The following is a 15,959-nucleotide window of genomic DNA, read 5'->3' as shown; positions in this document are numbered from 1 at the left end:
CGCTCGGGCCACCGCACGTCGCGCCACCCCCATGGGCCTACGCTGAACATATGAGCAAGCAGAGCGGACGCGGGCGCGTCACCGGCCTTCCGCAGTGGGACCGCTGCGCGGTCATGGGAGTCGTGAACGTCACTCCCGACTCCTTCTCCGACGGCGGCCGCTGGTTCGACACGACGTCCGCCGTCAAGCACGGGCTCGCCCTGGTCGAGGAGGGCGCCGACCTCGTCGACGTCGGCGGCGAGTCCACCCGCCCCGGCGCCACCCGGGTCGACGAGGACGAGGAACTCCGCCGTGTCGTCCCCGTCGTCCGCGGCCTCGCCGCCGAGGGCGTCACGATCTCCGTCGACACCATGCGCGCCTCCGTCGCCGAGCAGGCCCTCGCCGCCGGCGCCGCCCTCGTCAACGACGTCAGCGGCGGCCTCGCCGACCCCGCGATGATCCCGGTCGTCGCGGACGCCGGGGCCCCCTTCGTCGTCATGCACTGGCGCGGCTTCCTCGAAGGCGGGAACGTCAAGGGCGCCTACGACGACGTGGTCGCCGAAGTCGTCGACGAACTGCACGCGCGCGTGGACGCCGTACTGGCCGGCGGCATCGCCCCCGACCGCATCGTCGTCGACCCCGGCCTGGGCTTCTCCAAGGACGCCGAGCACGACCTCGTCCTCCTCGCCCACCTCGACCGCCTTCTCGCCCTCGGCCACCCCCTTCTCGTCGCCGCCTCCCGCAAGCGGTTCCTCGGCCGTGTCCTCGCCGGCCCGCAGGCCGCACCGCCGCCCGCCCGCGAGCGCGACGCCGCCACCGCCGCCGTCTCGGCGCTCGCCGCGCACGCCGGCGCGTGGGCGGTGCGCGTCCACGAGGTGCGCGCCACGGCGGACGCGGTGCGCGTCGCACGCGCCATCGAGGAGGCGCGCGCTCCCCAGAACACGCCCGGCGCGGATGCCGCGGAAGGCGCCCGGTGAGCGCCCCCCACACCGACGTCGAGCACGTGGAGGCCGCCAACACCGCCTTCTACGAGGCGATGGAGCGCGGCGACTTCGAGGAGCTGTCCTCGCTCTGGCTCACCCCGTCCGACCTGGGCATCGACGAGACGTACCACGACCCGGCCGACGCCGGCGTGATCTCCTGCGTGCACCCCGGCTGGCCGGTGCTCACCGGACGCGGCGAGGTCCTGCGGTCGTACGCGCTGATCATGGCGAACACCGACTACATCCAGTTCTTCCTCACCGACGTGCATGTCTCCGTCACCGGCGACACCGCCCTGGTGAACTGCACCGAGAACATCCTCAGCGGCGGCCCCTCCCCGGACGGCGCCGACGAGCTCGGCCCGCTCGTGGGCCAGCTCGTGATCGCCACGAACGTGTTCCGGCGCACACCCGACGGCTGGAAGCTCTGGTCGCACCACGCCTCGCCGGTTCTGGCCGAAAACGACGAGGCCGAAGGGGACGACACCCCCGCCTGAGTGGGTAGGCGACTCACCGGGACGACGCCAGGGACGACGCGCGGGAGCCACCCGCAAGAGGGCCTGCGGGACCCCGCCGGGACCAAGGAGTGGTTGGAATCACGCCTCCCCGGGTAGGCGCGGCTACCAACCCATGAGCCGCCGGGTTCCCCAGGGGAAACACGCGATGAATCCTCCTGGCCCCGGCCCGGACCACGCCCCCGTGGCCCGGCCCTGTCAGTGCCCGCAGGTAGATTCGGTCGAGGCCGGTGTGCCGCCCGCACACGGCATCGACCGGCCCTCACCGACGATTGCAGGAGTGATTCGCGTGGATCGTGTCGCGCTGCGCGGCCTGAAGGCCCGCGGGTACCACGGTGTGTTCCCCGAGGAGCGCAAGGAGGGCCAGACCTTCGTCGTGGACCTCGTCCTGGGCCTGGACACCCGACCGGCCGCCGCCGACGACGACCTGGCGAAGACCGTGCACTACGGCATCGTGGCGGAGGAGGTCGTGGCCGTCGTCGAGGGCGAGCCGGTCAACCTCATCGAGACGCTCGCCGAGCGCATCGCCCAGGCCTGTCTGAAGCACCAAGGGGTCCAGGAGGTCGAGGTCCGCGTCCACAAGCCGAACGCGCCGATCACGGTCCCCTTCGACGACGTGACCGTCACCATCACCCGGAGCCGAGTATGACCGCGTCCTTCACAGAGGGTCACAGCGACCCGACCGTACAGCCGGTACCCGCCTCCGTCGTCGAGAAGGTCGACGCCGCCGACACCACCCTCAGCAACCCGAAACGGGCCGTCATCTCCCTCGGCTCCAACCTCGGCAACCGCCTGGAGACCCTGCAGGGCGCCATCGACGCCCTGGAGGACACCCCGGGCGTGCGGGTCAAAGGCGTCTCCCCGGTGTACGAGACGGAGCCGTGGGGCGTGGAGCCGGGCAGCCAGCCCTCCTACTTCAACGCGATCGTGGTCCTCAAGACCACCCTCCCCCCGTCCTCCCTGCTGGAGCGGGCGCACGCGGTCGAGGAGGCCTTCCACCGCGTCCGGGACGAGCGTTGGGGCGCGCGCACCCTCGACGTCGACATCGTCGCGTACGCCGACCTCGTCTCCGACGACCCGACCCTCACGCTCCCCCACCCGCGCGCCCACGAACGGGCCTTCGTCCTCGCCCCCTGGCACGACCTGGAGCCCGAGGCCCAGCTGCCCGGCCGCGGAGCGGTCGCCGACCTTCTCGGCACCGTCACCCGGGAGGGCGTCGCACCACGCAAGGACCTGGAACTCCAGCTGCCCGAATAGTCGTTAAGGTCAAGACGACCACCATCCGCGGGGACCCGGGGGAGCTGAAGGAACACCGTGAGAGAGCTGCGCATCAGGATGCTGGCAGGCTTGTTCGTCGTCGCCGGCGTCCTGTCCTGGGCGGGCGCCCGCCTGTGGAACTCCGTCGGGACCCTGCCCAGTGTCCCCCTGGCCGCCCCCATCGTCCTGGCGGTCATCGCCGTGGTCCTGCTGGCCACGGCACTGTCGATCCGCGCCCGCCTCAAGGCCCAGCGCGAACGCCGCCCCGAGGCCAAGGGCGTCGACCCCCTGATGGCCGCCCGCGCGGTCGTCTTCGGCCACGCCAGCGCCCTGGTCGCCGCCCTCGTCGCCGGCATGTACGGCGGCACGGGCGTCTTCCTCCTCGAGTCCCTCGACATCCCCGCCCGCCGCGACCAGGCCATCTACGCCGGCTTCTCCGTCCTGGCGGGCATCGGCGTGATAGCGGCAGCGATCTTCCTGGAGCGCGTGTGCAAGCTGCCGGAGGATGACGAGCAGAACGGGGCGGGGACCGCGCCGACGACGTGAGAGTCACCAGGGCGCGCGCCGACGGTATCGGGCGCCACCGACAATCGGGTCAGCGCGCCAGTATCAGGCTCATCGCCTCGGCCCGGGTCGTAGCATCCCGAAGCTGTCCACGCACCGCGGATGTCGTGGTCTTCGCGCCCGGCTTGCGGATCCCGCGCATCGACATGCACATGTGCTCAGCCTCGATGACGACGATCACCCCCCGGGCCTCAAGGATCTTCATGAGAGAGTCCGCGATCTGGGTGGTGAGTCGTTCCTGCACCTGCAGACGACGGGCAAACACGTCGACCAGTCGGGCGAGCTTCGAGAGGCCCGTAATTTTGCCACTTTCAGCCGGAATATAACCAATGTGAGCTACGCCATGGAATGGTAGAAGATGATGTTCACATTGGCTCACGATTTCGATGTCCTTGACCAAGACCATCTCGTCATGCCCGATATCGAACGTCGTCGTCAGAACTTCCTCAGGCTCCTGCCACAGCCCCGCCAGCAGCTCCCGGTAAGCCCGCGCCACCCGCGCCGGAGTCTCCCTCAATCCCTCCCGATCAGGGTCCTCGCCGACCGCGATCAGCAGTTCGCGTACGGCGTTCTCGGCACGCTTCTCGTCGAACTCGCCGATGCGGCCCTCGCCGTCCAGCGTCACGGGGTCGGTCATGTGGTGCCTCGTTCCTCTGCGGGTCGCGCGCGTGTGGGCCACGTGCGCGTCTGAACTGCGGACATCCGAAAATGCCGCGCCCCCCAGGCTAAAACCTGGGGGGCGCGGCATCCATTCCGGGCCTGGTGGGAGCCACCAGGGCCTGGGTGTCAGCTCTCCGGACGGTCCTCGGGGGCCGGCTCGGCCGCCGGGGCGGGCTCGGTGAGCGTCGACTTGGCGGTGCTGATCGCCGGCGTCGCGCCGTTGGCGCCGTTCGTCAGTGCGAGCTCCTTCGGGGAGAGCACCGGCGGACGGGTGGACGGCGTGCGGCGGGAGGAGCCGGTCCAGGCGGGACGCGGCGGGCGCTTGACGATGGGGGCGAAGATCTCGGCGATCTCCTCCTTGCCCAGCGTCTCCCTCTCCAGCAGCTGAAGCACCAGGTTGTCGAGGACGTCGCGGTTCTCGACCAGGATTTCCCAGGCTTCGTTGTGCGCGTTCTCGATGAGCTTCTTGACCTCTTCGTCCACCAGCGCGGCGACCTCTTCCGAGTAGTCGCGCTGGTGAGCCATCTCACGTCCGAGGAACGGCTCGGTGTTGTCGCCGCCGAACTTGATCGCGCCCAGACGCTCGGTCATGCCGTACTGGGTGACCATCGCGCGGGCCGTGGCCGTGGCCTTCTCGATGTCGTTCGCCGCGCCCGTGGTCGGGTCGTGGAAGACGAGCTCCTCGGCCGCGCGGCCGCCCAGCATGTAGGCCAGCTGGTCCAGCATCTCGTTGCGGGTCGTGGAGTACTTGTCCTCGTCCGGCAGGACCATCGTGTAGCCGAGGGCTCGGCCTCTCGACAGGATCGTGATCTTGTGGACCGGGTCGGAGTTCGGGGAGGCCGCCGCGACCAGGGCGTGTCCGCCCTCGTGGTACGCGGTGATCTTCTTTTCCTTGTCCGACATGATCCGGGTCCGCTTCTGCGGGCCCGCCACGACGCGGTCGATGGCCTCGTCCAGCATCTGGTTGTCGATGAGCTTCCTGTCCGAGCGGGCCGTGAGCAGCGCGGCCTCGTTGAGGACGTTGCTCAGGTCCGCGCCGGTGAAGCCCGGCGTGCGGCGGGCGACCGCCGACAGGTCGACGTCCGGGGCGACCGGCTTGCCCTTCTGGTGGACCTTGAGGATCTCCAGACGGCCCTGCATGTCCGGGCGGTCGACCGCGATCTGGCGGTCGAAGCGGCCGGGGCGCAGGAGGGCCGGGTCGAGGATGTCGGGCCGGTTCGTCGCGGCGATGAGGATCACGCCGCCCTTGACGTCGAAGCCGTCCATCTCGACGAGCAGCTGGTTCAGGGTCTGCTCGCGCTCGTCGTGACCGCCGCCGAGGCCGGCGCCGCGGTGGCGGCCGACCGCGTCGATCTCGTCGACGAAGACGATCGCCGGGGCGTTCGCCTTGGCCTGCTCGAACAGGTCACGGACTCGGGAGGCACCGACACCGACGAACATCTCGACGAAGTCGGAACCGGAGATCGAGTAGAAGGGGACGCCCGCCTCGCCGGCGACAGCGCGCGCGAGGAGCGTCTTACCGGTGCCAGGAGGCCCGTAGAGCAGTACGCCCTTGGGGATCTTGGCGCCGACGGCCTGGAACTTCGCCGGTTCCTGGAGGAACTCCTTGATCTCGTGGAGTTCCTCGACGGCCTCGTCCGAGCCTGCGACGTCCGAGAACGTCGTCTTCGGGGTGTCCTTGGTGATGAGCTTCGCCTTGGACTTCCCGAAGTTCATGACTCGGGAGCCGCCGCCCTGCATCTGATTCATCAGGAACAGGAAGACGACCACGATGAGGACGAAGGGCAGCAGGGAGAGCAGGATGCCGACGAACGGGTTCTGCTTGGACGGCGAGACCGTGTAGCCGTCGGGGATCTGCTTCTGCTGGTACTTGTTCTGCAGCGTGTTGGCGATGTCCACGCCTTGGTCGCCGATGTAGCTCGCCTGGATCTTGGTGGCGCCCTCGACCTTTTGGCCGTCCTTGAGCTGCGCCTTGACGATCTGTTCGTCGCCAGTGGTCAGCTTGACCGACTCGACCTTGTTCTCATTGATCGCCTGAACGACCTGGCCGGTGTCAACCGTCTTGTAGCCGCCGGACGAGCCGACGACCTGCATCAACACGACCACGGCAAGGACGGCCAGCACGATCCACATGACCGGCCCACGGAAGTATCGCTTCACGTCCATCCATACGGAGCGGTGTCGCCCCGTCCCTCCTGCCATAGTGAGTTTGATAAGACAGTTCTTCTGACGGTACCCCAGCTTCGACGACCGTAGCCGCACGGGACGGCTGGCAAGCCCGTCTGCATGCTCCAACGGCGCGAGGCCCGCCGGGGTTCCCGATCTTCGTACGGCGCTTGGGCCCTTCGGGTCCGGTTCCCCGGACCGGCGGACTCAGCCCCCGTAGACGTGGGGCGCGAGCGTACCGACGAACGGGAGGTTGCGGTACTTCTCGGCGTAGTCGAGGCCGTAGCCGACGACGAACTCGTTGGGGATGTCGAAGCCGACCCACTCCACGTCGATGGCGACCTTCGCGGCCTCGGGCTTGCGCAGCAGGGTGCACACCTTGAGGGAGGCGGGCTCGCGCGAGCCGAGGTTGGAGATCAGCCACGACAGGGTCAGGCCCGAGTCGATGATGTCCTCGACGATCAGGACGTGCCTGCCCTTGATGTCGGTGTCGAGGTCCTTGAGGATCCGCACCACACCGGAGGACTGCGTGCCCGCGCCGTACGACGACACGGCCATCCAGTCCATGGTGACGGGGGTCGACAGCGCCCGGGCGAGGTCCGCCATCACCATCACCGCGCCCTTGAGGACACCGACGATGAGCAGGTCCTTGCCCGCGTACTCCGCGTCGATCTTCGCGGCCAGCTCAGCCAGCTTCGCGTCGATCTCTTCCTTGGTGATGAGCACCTGCTGAAGGTCGGCACCCATGTCTTTCGCGTCCACCCGCATCACTTTCGGTCGTCCCACCGGCCGGACCGGCCGCTCCCGCGACCCCGCTCGGGGGGCCGGTGGGAGGTCCGGTTTCAGCCTTGCCGAATCACCAGTCTGCCACCCTGACGCTGGGCGACGACTTTGCCGGGGAGATTGATGGCTCCCTGACCGCGCCAGCCGGTGATGAGGCGGTCGACTTCCTCGATGTGCCGGGCGAAGAGCGCACCGGCGGGCGCACCGGCCTCGATGGCCGCGCGGCGCAGGATCCGGCGGCGTACGGCGGGCGGCAGCGCGTACAGCTTGGCGCACTCCAGAAGACCGGCCGCGTCGCGCACGGCGGCCTCGGCCTGGCGGGCCCAGGCGTCGAGGGCGTCGGCATCGTCGCGGGAGAGCTGGGCCGTACGGGCGAGGGCCTCGACGACGCCCTTGCCGAGTGCCTTCTCCAGGGCGGGCAGGCCCTCCTGGCGCAGCCGCGAGCGCGTGTACGCGGGGTCGGCGTTGTGGGGGTCGTCCCAGACGGGGAGCGACTGGACCATGCAGGCCTTGCGGGCGGTCTGCCGGTCGAGCCCGAGGAAGGGGCGGCGGTAACGGCCGCCGGCCCCCGAGACCGCGGCCATTCCGGACAGGGAGCGGATGCCGGAGCCGCGGGCGAGGCCGAGCAGGACGGTTTCGGCCTGGTCGTCCCGGGTGTGGCCGAGCAGGACGGCGACGGCGCCGTGCCGGGCGGCCGCGTCGTCGAGGGCGGCGTAACGGGCGTCGCGGGCGGCCGCCTCGGGTCCGCCCGCGCGGCCGACGGTCACGGCGATGGACTCGACCGGTTCGAGGCCGAGTTCCCGCATGCGCAGGACGACTTCCTCGGCGCGCAGGTCGGAACCGGGCTGCAGACCGTGGTCGACGGTGATGCCACCGGCGCGGATGCCGAGTTTGGGGGCCTCGAAGGCGAGGGCGGAGGCGAGGGCCATGGAGTCGGCGCCACCGGAGCATGCCACAAGCACGAGCGGAGAGGGGGGTCGCTCGTGCGAGGTGGTGCGCGGGGGTTCCTGCGAGGCCTGGCCGGGGGGCTCGTACGACGGTTCGGGCGCCGTGTCGTACGCGGCGGGGGTGGCGCCGGTCGAGGTCACGGGCAGCGCCATGGGCGGCACCGCATGCGACATCGCGTACGAGGTCGCGCGTGAGCGGCCGGGCGCGGGAGCGTCGGCGGGGCTGTGTTCGGTGAGGATGTCGTGGAGGACGCGGCGGACCGCCAGGCGTATCGCCGCGACCGCAGGATGGGGACCCATGTCCGGTTCCCTTCATGAAATTGTCGGGGGGTGAGCCCGAGTTCGGTCACTCAGAGTGTGTAGATGGTGACAGAACCGGGCCGTTCCCCGAGCATTGCACGCCTACCCATGGCTCACGGTCCCTCGGACGGGTGATTGGAGGGGCGTTCGCCTGCCGTCGGCCGGATTCGGTTCACGACGTTCGTATGAGATGCACGCCTCGGCGCGTGATTCACGACTCCGCCTTGCGGTGCACCCGCGCGATCCAGTCCGCGGGTTTGGCGATCTCCGCCTTGGTCGGGAGGGTGTTGGGGGACGTCCACACGCGGTTGAAACCGTCCATGCCGACCTGGTCGTGGACGGCTCGTACGAAGCGTTCGCCGTCGCGGTACTGCCTGAGTTTGGCGTCGAGTCCGAGCAACTTGCGCAGGGCCATGTCCAGTCGGGAGGCACCCTTGGCGCGTCGCTGCTGGAATTTCTCGCGGATCTCGGCGACGGTCGGCACGACCTGGGGGCCCACTCCGTCCATCACGAAGTCGGCGTGGCCCTCCAGGAGGGACATCACGGCGGTGAGGCGGCCGAGGATCTCCCGCTGGGCCGGGGTCTGCACCAGTTCGACGAAGGAGCGTCCGCCGTCGTCCTCCTCGGCCTCGGGCCGGCCGCCGGCGAGGGACTGCGCGGCCTCGCGGACGCGTTCGAGGACGGTCATGGGGTCGACGTCCGTCTCCCCCAAGAACGACTGGATTTCGCCCTCCAGGTGGTCCCGCAGCCAGGGCACGGCGCTGAACTGCGTGCGGTGCGTCTCCTCGTGCAGGCACACCCACAGGCGGAAGTCGTGTGGTTGTACGTCGAGTTCGCGCTCCACGTGCACGATGTTCGGGGCGACGAGCAGGAGTCGGCCGCCGCCGTTCTCCCCCGCCGGGAGTTCGCGGGTGGCCGGGGCGAAGGTCTCGTACTGGCCGAGGACACGGGAGGCCAGGAAGGACAGCAGCATGCCGAGTTCGACGCCGGTGACCTTGCCGCCGACGGCGCCGAGGACTGCGCCGCCGGTGCTGGTGCTGCGGCGCTCCTGCATCTTCTCGAGCAGTGGCTTGAGGATCTGGCGGAACCCCGCGACGTTCGCCCGCACCCAGCCGGGGCGGTCGACGACGAGGACGGGGGTGTCGTGGGTGTCCTCCGTGCCCATACGGGTGAAGCCCCGGACGTGTTCCTCCGAGGCCTTGGCATGTCGGCGCAGCTCGGCGACGACGGCCCTGGCCTCGTCGCGGCTCACCTCGGGGCCCGGCCGTACGAGCCGGGTCGCGGTCGCCACCGCGAGATTCCAGTCGACCATCTCGGCACCACCGATGCTCGTCATGTGTCAACCGTACGTGAGCGTTCCCACTTGGGGCAGGGCGTGGGGGTTGGTGGGGCGACGGTGGGTTTGGAGGGTGCTCGGCGTTATGGGTGGCGTACCGGGCGCGGCGAGGGGTGGCTAGCCGCAGCCGCAGGACGCCAGCGCCGTTGCCGTCCGGTCCAGTGCCGCGCGGGCCGCCTCCGTGTCCTCGCCGGTCGACAGGAAGGCGAAGGCGAGCAGGCGGCCGTCCTGGTCCACGAGCGTGCCGGCCAGGGAGTTCACGCCGTTCAGGGTGCCCGTCTTCGCGCGGACGACGCCGGTCGCGCCATCGGTGTAACGGCTGGTCAGGGTGCCGGTGAAGCCGGCGACGGGGAGGCCGGTCAGGACCGGGCGGAGTTCGGGGTGGGCCGGGTCGGCCGCCTTGGCCAGGAGGGCCGTGAGCAGGTCCGCCGTGAGTTTGTCGTCGCGGTCGAGGCCGCTGCCGTCCTTGAAGTCGGCGCCCGTCACCGGCAGACCGAGCTTCTTCAGCTGAGCCCCGATCGCCTCGCCCGCGCCGTCGAAGTCGGCCCGGGTGCCGCCGGCCACGGCGATCTGGCGGGCGAGGTGCTCGGCGATGTCGTTGTCGCTGTTGGTGAGCATGCGCTCGACCACGGAGGACAGCGGCGGTGAGGTGACCTCGGCGAGCGACTCGGCCCGGTTCGTCGCCTTGGACGGGCCTGGCGCGGTGGTCTTGATGCCGCGGTCCGCGAGAAGGGCCGCGAACTGCGTCGCCGCGTCCTTCGCCGGGTCGTCCACCCGCTTCACCGGGCCGCTGGTGGAGTCGTCCGTGCGGGCCTCGTCGACCGTGAGGGCACTGATCGGGGCGAGGTTGGGGTTCTTGCCGATGGGGTGCAGTTCGGGTCCGGCGTAGAGCGTTTTGTCATACGAGAGGGTGACCTCGCGTACGTCCCGCTTCTTCAGTGCCTGGGCCGTCCGGTCGGCCAGCTCGCGCAGGCTCGCCCAGCCGTCGGCGTCCTTGCGGGCCGTCAGGGTGGGGTCGCCGCCGCCGACCAGGACGAGTTCCCCGGTGTCGGCTTCCAGGGCCGTGCGGGTGGTGAGGCGGTGGTCGGGGCCCAGCGCGGCGAGGACGGCCACAGCGGTGGCGATCTTCGTCGTCGAGGCGGGGGTGAGGGGCTGGGAGGCGCCCTCGCCGTAGAGGCGCTTGCCGGTGGCCACGTCGACGATCGCCGCCGTCCTGCTGGCGCCGAGCTCCGGGGCGTCCAGGAGCGGGCCCAGGAGGCCGGCGACGGCCTTGGCGTTCGGAGCGGCCTGCACGGTGCCGACGCCGCCGCCCAGGCCCGGGAGCACGGAGGCCGCGCTGGGGGCGGGACGGGGCGCCTCGGCGGCCGTATCGGACGTATCGGCATTACGGCCGTGATCTGCGCCACCCGTGCGCTCCTGGGCGACCGCCCGCACCCGCTCGGCCGTACGCTGACCGGTGGAGTCCCAGGGGCCGGCGGCGGTCACCACTCCGGCGGCCAGCGCCAGTCCGGCGGTGGCGGCGCCCGCGGTGTACTGCCAGGTCTTCGACCTGGGTGTCCGCGCGGCCTGTGGGGAGACGGCTCGCGCGAGCCGTACGACCTGCGGTTTCGCGGCCGTCGCGGCGCGTGCGAGACGTGGCCGTACAGCGTCCGCGGCCCGTGCCAGTCGGGGTCGTACGGCGCCCGCGACCCGCGTCACATGCGGTTTCGCGGCTCGCCACGGCCTCAGCTCTGGCACGACCACCAGCCCCTTTCGCGATCACACACCTGCGTGAGGGACACTTAACCACCAGAACTATGTGCTGATCATGGAGGAGCCACCGGTGGAGTTCGACGTCACGATCGAGATCCCGAAGGGTTCGCGGAACAAGTACGAGGTGGACCACGAGACCGGTCGGATCCGCCTGGACCGTCGACTCTTCACCTCGACCGCCTACCCGACCGACTACGGCTTCGTCGAGAACACCCTCGGCGAGGACGGCGACCCGCTGGACGCGCTGGTCATCCTGGATGAGCCGACCTTCCCGGGCTGCCTCATCAAGTGCCGCGCGATCGGCATGTTCCGGATGACGGACGAGGCCGGCGGCGACGACAAGCTGCTGTGCGTCCCGGCGACGGACCCGCGGGTGGAGCACCTGCGTGACATCCACCACGTCTCGGAGTTCGACCGCCTGGAGATCCAGCACTTCTTCGAGGTGTACAAGGACCTGGAGCCCGGCAAGTCCGTCGAGGGCGCCAACTGGGTGGGCCGCCAGGACGCCGAGATCGAGATCGAGCGGTCGTACAAGCGCTTCAAGGAGCAGGGCGGCCACTGAGCCACCGGCTGAGCCACGGTCGGCTCTCAGCCATGTGAACGGGCTGCACGCATGCGCGTGCAGCCCGTTCGCGTGTTTGTGCGCATACTGAGTGCGGCAGGAGGTGTCGTACGAGGAGTGCTACGCACGTGACGGACGCGGATGACCGCAAGCCGCAGTCGGACGAGGCGAGGATGGCGTTCACGCCGCCCGCCGGCGTCGAGGTGGGGGACAGCGAGTCGGAGACGACGTCCGAGTTCGCCCTCCCCCAGGGGCTGGACGTGCCGCAGCCGCCGGTCCAGGAACCCGAGGGATCGGCGTTCAGCACGCCGCGCGGCTACAGCGTCGAGGACGCCGCGCCCGCGTTCACACCCGCCGGCGGCATACCGCGGATCAGCCTGACCAAGGACCTGCCCTGGCAGGACCGGATGCGGACGATGCTGCGCATGCCGGTCGCCGAGCGGCCCGCGCCGGAGCGGATGCCGAGGGCGGAGGAGGAGGGCCCGGCCGTCCCGCGCGTGCTCGACCTGACCCTGCGTATCGGCGAACTGCTGCTGGCGGGCGGCGAGGGCGCGGAGGACGTCGAGGCGGCCATGTTCGCGGTCTGCCGGTCCTACGGTCTGGACCGCTGCGAGCCGAACGTCACCTTCACCCTGCTGTCGATCTCGTACCAGCCGTCGCTGGTGGACGATCCGGTGTCGGCGTCGCGTACGGTGCGGCGGCGCGGCACCGACTACACGCGCCTGGCCGCCGTGTACCAGCTCGTCGACGACCTCAGCGACCCGGAGAGCCACATCTCCCTGGAGGAGGCCTACGGGCGGCTCGCGGAGATGCGCCGCAACCGGCACCCGTACCCGACCTGGGTGCTGACCTCGGCGAGCGGGCTGCTCGCGGGAGCGGCCTCCGTGCTGGTCGGCGGTGACCTGATCGTGTTCGTCGCGGCGGCGCTGGGCGCGATGCTCGGCGACCGGCTGGCGTGGCTGTGCGCGGGGCGCGGGCTGCCGGAGTTCTACCAGTTCACGGTGGCCGCGATGCCGCCCGCCGCGATAGGGGTCGCGCTGACGCTGGCGCACGTCGACGTGAAGGCGTCCGCGGTCATCACCGGTGGGCTGTTCGCGCTGCTGCCCGGGCGGGCGCTGGTGGCGGGCGTCCAGGACGGGCTGACCGGGTTCTACATCACCGCGTCGGCGCGGCTGCTGGAGGTCATGTACTTCTTCGTCGGCATCGTCGTCGGCGTGCTGGTGATCCTGTACTTCGGCGTGAACCTGGGCGCCAAGCTCACCCCGGACGAGGCGCTGCACGCCTCCGAGCGGCCGTACTGGCAGATCGCCGCGTCGATGCTGCTGTCGCTGACCTTCGCGGTGCTGCTGCAGCAGGAACGGACGACTGTGCTCGCGGTGACCCTCAACGGGGGTGTCGCGTGGGTGGTGTACGGCGCGATGCACTACGCCGGTGAGTTCTCGCCGGTTGCCTCTACGGCCGTCGCGGCCGGGTTGGTGGGGCTGTTCGGGCAGTTGATGGCGCGGTACCGGTTCGCGTCGGCGTTGCCGTACACGACTGCGGCGATCGGGCCCCTGTTGCCGGGTTCCGCCACGTATTTCGGGCTGTTGGCGATCGCTCAGAACGATGTGAACAAGGGGCTGGTGTCGTTGGCCACGGCCGCGTCGTTGGCCATGGCCATTGCCATCGGGGTGAACCTCGGGGCGGAGATCTCGCGGATGTTCTTGCGGATCGGGTCGCCGGAGAAGCGGCGGGCCGCCAAGCGGACGCGGGGATTCTGACGCCGGGTGCGATGTCCTATAACGCCGGGTGCCTACTGACTCGGTGCCTTCTCACTCACGGCGGCTGCGGGTTCGTTGTGGTTGATCGCGCCCACGCGGCGGAGCCGCAATCGATACAGCCCCGCGCCCCTCAGGGGCGTCTCAGTAGCCCTGGTTCGGGGGGTACTGCTGGTTGCCGTACTGCTGCTGGTTGCCGTAGCCCTGGGGGTACTGCTGGGCGTACGGCTGCTGCTGCGGCTGCTGTTGGTCGTAGTACTGCTGGTCGTAGCCGTCCTGCTGGTCGTAGCCGTACTGCTGCGGCCCGCCCTGGTTGCCGTACTGCTGCTGGGGCTGGTCGTCGGACGGGATGCGGCGGAGCTGGGTCGTCGCGTCGTCCATCATCATGTGCTGCTGCTGGGCGGGGGCCTGGGCCGGAGACTGGGCCGCCGCGCGCTTCTTCTTGGCACGCTCGCGCAGGAACTCGATGATGATCGGGACCACGGAGACGAACACGATCAGGATGAGGATCGCTTCGACGTTCGTCTTGATGAACTTGATCTGGCCGAGCCAGTAGCCCGCAAGGGTGACGCCGGTGCCCCAGGCGATGCCGCCGATGACGTTGTACGTGAGGAACGTGGCGTACCTCATGCGGCCGGCGCCCGCCACGATGGGGGCGAAGGTGCGCACGATCGGCACGAAGCGGGCGAGGACGATCGCCTTGGGGCCGTACTTCTCCATGAACTCGTGGGCCTTCTCCAGGTTCTCCTGTTTGAAGAGCTTGGAGTTGGGACGGTTGAAGAGCTTCGGGCCGAAGAACTTGCCGATCATGTAGCCGACCTGGTCGCCGATGACGGCGGCCAGCACGATCAGGGTGCACACCAGCCACAGCGGCTGGGTGATGTAGTTCCCCTCGGCCACGAACAGACCCGCCGTGAACAGCAGGGAGTCCCCGGGCAGGAACGCGAAGAGGCCGGACTCGGCGAAGACGATCAGCAGGATGCCAGGGAGGCTGAAGGTCTCGATCAGATAGTCCGGGCTGAGCCACTCGGGGCCGAGCGCAAGCGTGGTCACGGGATTGTGGCTCCTGCGGGGAGGGGGCGGCGGGCTGAAGCTGGCTGCTCAAATTTATCAACGCTGCACCGGCCGCCCAGGTTCCATGGACCCCCTCAGGATGCACTGTGCCTGTGCTGGGTCAAAGCTGTGATTCATGGGCATCGAAGAGTTCGGCGGCGGACAGGGACCCCGACCCGACGTTCTGGTGGTCACCACGAACGACGTCCCCGGCCACCGCGTCACAGAAGTCATCGGCGAGGTGTTCGGACTGACCGTGCGCTCCCGGCACGTGGGCAGCCAGATCGGCGCCGGCCTGAAGTCACTGGTCGGCGGTGAGCTCAAGGGGTTGACCAAGACCCTTGTGGAGACCCGTAACCAGGCCATGGAGCGGCTCGTCGAGCAGGCACGTGCGCGTGGCGCGAACGGTGTGCTGGCCTTCCGCTTCGACGTGACCGAGGCGGCCGACGTCGGCACCGAGGTGTGCGCCTACGGGACGGCGGTGGTCCTGGCCCGGGAGTGAGCCGTACGGGCTCCCGGGCCAGGACCCTCATGCGGTGCGGCGGTCGGCGTTCGCGAGGATCGCGTCCTTCAAGTGCTCGGCGAGACCCGGGTGCATGGAGTCGTAGAACGCCTTGAAGCGCTCGTCGGAGACGTACATCTCGCCGAAGCACCGGTGCATCTCGTAGGGGACCTCGAAGTAGTACCTGCTGATGTGCTGCCGGTGTTCCTCGGCGAGGTCCATGGCCGCCTCGCCGGACGGCGGATCGCCGGCCACCACGAGGGCCGCGTACCGCCGGCCCCAGTCGTCGACCTCGGCCTGAATGCGCTTCCAGTCCTCCTTGGTGTAGGTGGCGGCGCGGCGCTGTGACTCGGCGTACGCCTCGGTGCCGCCCCAGCGCTGCTCCGCCTCCTCGGCGTACTGCTCGGGGTCCTTGTCCCCGAACACCTCGAACCGCTCCTCCGGCGTCAGATTGATGCCCATCTTGCGTGCCTCCATGGCCTGCTCCACGGCCGCCGCCATCTTCTGCAGCTTCTCGATCCGGGCGGTCAACAGCTCGTGCTGCCGGCGCAGGTGTGCGCGCGGGTCCGCTGCCGGGTCGTCGAGCAGGGCGGCGACCTCTTCGAGCGGGAAGCCGAGCTCGCGGTAGAACAGGATCTGCTGCAGCCGGTCGAGGTCGGCCTCGCTGTAGCGCCGGTGGCCCGCGTGGCTGCGCTCGCCGGGTACGAGCAGGCCGATGTCGTCGTAGTGGTGCAGGGTGCGCACCGTCACTGCGGCGAAGCCGGCGACCTGTCCCACGGAGTAGCTCACTTCCGCTCCCTTCGTCGTACGCACTCCACGGTGAGTCCTCACGTGGCGTGAGGTGCA

Annotated in this window: 16 protein-coding genes; 8 read left to right on the top strand and 8 right to left on the bottom strand. The window is 69.9% G+C overall.

The window, feature by feature from the left end; genetic code table 11:
• Window positions 1–50: 50 nt before the first annotated feature.
• The 5 genes from folP (at window position 51) to ABIE67_RS26445 (ending at window position 3,277) form a co-directional block, all read left to right on the top strand.
• Window positions 51–956 carry a dihydropteroate synthase gene (gene folP / locus ABIE67_RS26465; protein ID WP_370262132.1) on the top strand — a complete coding sequence of 302 codons (906 nt, stop codon included), beginning with the start codon at window positions 51–53 and terminating at the stop codon, window positions 954–956.
• A complete protein-coding gene (locus ABIE67_RS26460) occupies window positions 953–1,456 on the top strand; it encodes a nuclear transport factor 2 family protein (protein WP_370262130.1) in 504 nt (167 codons plus the stop codon). The genes folP and ABIE67_RS26460 overlap by 4 nt, the downstream gene beginning before the upstream one ends.
• Window positions 1,457–1,763: 307 nt before the next feature.
• Window positions 1,764–2,123 carry a dihydroneopterin aldolase gene (gene folB / locus ABIE67_RS26455; protein WP_370262128.1) on the top strand — a complete coding sequence of 120 codons (360 nt, stop codon included), beginning with the start codon at window positions 1,764–1,766 and terminating at the stop codon, window positions 2,121–2,123.
• Window positions 2,120–2,731, top strand: a complete 612-nt coding sequence (folK, locus tag ABIE67_RS26450; protein WP_370262126.1) for a 2-amino-4-hydroxy-6-hydroxymethyldihydropteridine diphosphokinase — start codon at window positions 2,120–2,122, stop codon at window positions 2,729–2,731. Before folB ends, folK begins: the two co-directional genes overlap by 4 nt.
• A gap of 57 nt (window positions 2,732–2,788) precedes the next feature.
• On the top strand, window positions 2,789–3,277 hold the full coding sequence (locus ABIE67_RS26445; protein WP_370262124.1) for a DUF3180 domain-containing protein: 489 nt from the start codon (window positions 2,789–2,791) through the stop codon (window positions 3,275–3,277).
• 49 nt (window positions 3,278–3,326) lie between these two features.
• Here ABIE67_RS26445 and folE read toward each other — a convergent pair whose 3' ends face one another.
• The 6 genes from folE to dacB form a co-directional block, all read right to left on the bottom strand.
• On the bottom strand, window positions 3,327–3,932 hold the full coding sequence (gene folE / locus ABIE67_RS26440; protein WP_370262122.1) for a GTP cyclohydrolase I FolE: 606 nt from the start codon (window positions 3,930–3,932) through the stop codon (window positions 3,327–3,329).
• Between the two features lie 149 nt (window positions 3,933–4,081).
• Window positions 4,082–6,121, bottom strand: a complete 2,040-nt coding sequence (gene ftsH / locus ABIE67_RS26435; RefSeq protein ID WP_370262120.1) for an ATP-dependent zinc metalloprotease FtsH — start codon at window positions 6,119–6,121, stop codon at window positions 4,082–4,084.
• A 207-nt stretch (window positions 6,122–6,328) separates the two neighbouring features.
• Window positions 6,329–6,889: a hypoxanthine phosphoribosyltransferase gene (hpt, locus tag ABIE67_RS26430; protein WP_030052790.1), complete on the bottom strand. Its 561-nt coding sequence runs from the start codon at window positions 6,887–6,889 to the stop codon at window positions 6,329–6,331.
• A 74-nt stretch (window positions 6,890–6,963) separates the two neighbouring features.
• On the bottom strand, window positions 6,964–8,151 hold the full coding sequence (gene tilS, locus ABIE67_RS26425) for a tRNA lysidine(34) synthetase TilS (RefSeq protein ID WP_370262118.1): 1,188 nt from the start codon (window positions 8,149–8,151) through the stop codon (window positions 6,964–6,966).
• Window positions 8,152–8,362: 211 nt separating this feature from the next.
• Window positions 8,363–9,487, bottom strand: coding sequence for a zinc-dependent metalloprotease (locus tag ABIE67_RS26420; protein ID WP_370262116.1), 1,125 nt, complete (start codon window positions 9,485–9,487; stop codon window positions 8,363–8,365).
• Window positions 9,488–9,604: 117 nt separating this feature from the next.
• Window positions 9,605–11,230 carry a D-alanyl-D-alanine carboxypeptidase/D-alanyl-D-alanine-endopeptidase gene (gene dacB / locus ABIE67_RS26415; protein ID WP_370262114.1) on the bottom strand — a complete coding sequence of 542 codons (1,626 nt, stop codon included), beginning with the start codon at window positions 11,228–11,230 and terminating at the stop codon, window positions 9,605–9,607.
• A gap of 79 nt (window positions 11,231–11,309) precedes the next feature.
• On the opposite strand from dacB, the gene ABIE67_RS26410 reads away from it, so the two are divergent.
• Both ABIE67_RS26410 and ABIE67_RS26405 read left to right on the top strand, forming a co-directional pair.
• A complete protein-coding gene (locus tag ABIE67_RS26410; RefSeq protein WP_217207198.1) occupies window positions 11,310–11,801 on the top strand; it encodes an inorganic diphosphatase in 492 nt (163 codons plus the stop codon).
• 128 nt (window positions 11,802–11,929) lie between these two features.
• A complete protein-coding gene (locus ABIE67_RS26405) occupies window positions 11,930–13,561 on the top strand; it encodes a threonine/serine exporter ThrE family protein (RefSeq protein WP_370262108.1) in 1,632 nt (543 codons plus the stop codon).
• A gap of 141 nt (window positions 13,562–13,702) precedes the next feature.
• Here the strand turns inward: ABIE67_RS26405 and ABIE67_RS26400 are convergent, their stop codons facing one another.
• On the bottom strand, window positions 13,703–14,611 hold the full coding sequence (locus ABIE67_RS26400) for a DedA family protein (RefSeq protein ID WP_370262103.1): 909 nt from the start codon (window positions 14,609–14,611) through the stop codon (window positions 13,703–13,705).
• A 136-nt stretch (window positions 14,612–14,747) separates the two neighbouring features.
• Here ABIE67_RS26400 and ABIE67_RS26395 point away from each other — a divergent pair, with 136 nt between their 5' ends.
• On the top strand, window positions 14,748–15,113 hold the full coding sequence (locus tag ABIE67_RS26395) for a YbjQ family protein (protein ID WP_030052798.1): 366 nt from the start codon (window positions 14,748–14,750) through the stop codon (window positions 15,111–15,113).
• A gap of 27 nt (window positions 15,114–15,140) precedes the next feature.
• Here the strand turns inward: ABIE67_RS26395 and ABIE67_RS26390 are convergent, their stop codons facing one another.
• Window positions 15,141–15,902, bottom strand: a complete 762-nt coding sequence (locus ABIE67_RS26390; RefSeq protein ID WP_370262098.1) for a MerR family transcriptional regulator — start codon at window positions 15,900–15,902, stop codon at window positions 15,141–15,143.
• Between the last annotated feature and the right edge of the window lie 57 nt (window positions 15,903–15,959).

The organism is Streptomyces sp. V4I8, assembly GCF_041261225.1.
GTDB lineage: Bacteria > Actinomycetota > Actinomycetes > Streptomycetales > Streptomycetaceae > Streptomyces.
This window is presented reverse-complemented; position numbering and strand designations above follow the sequence as displayed.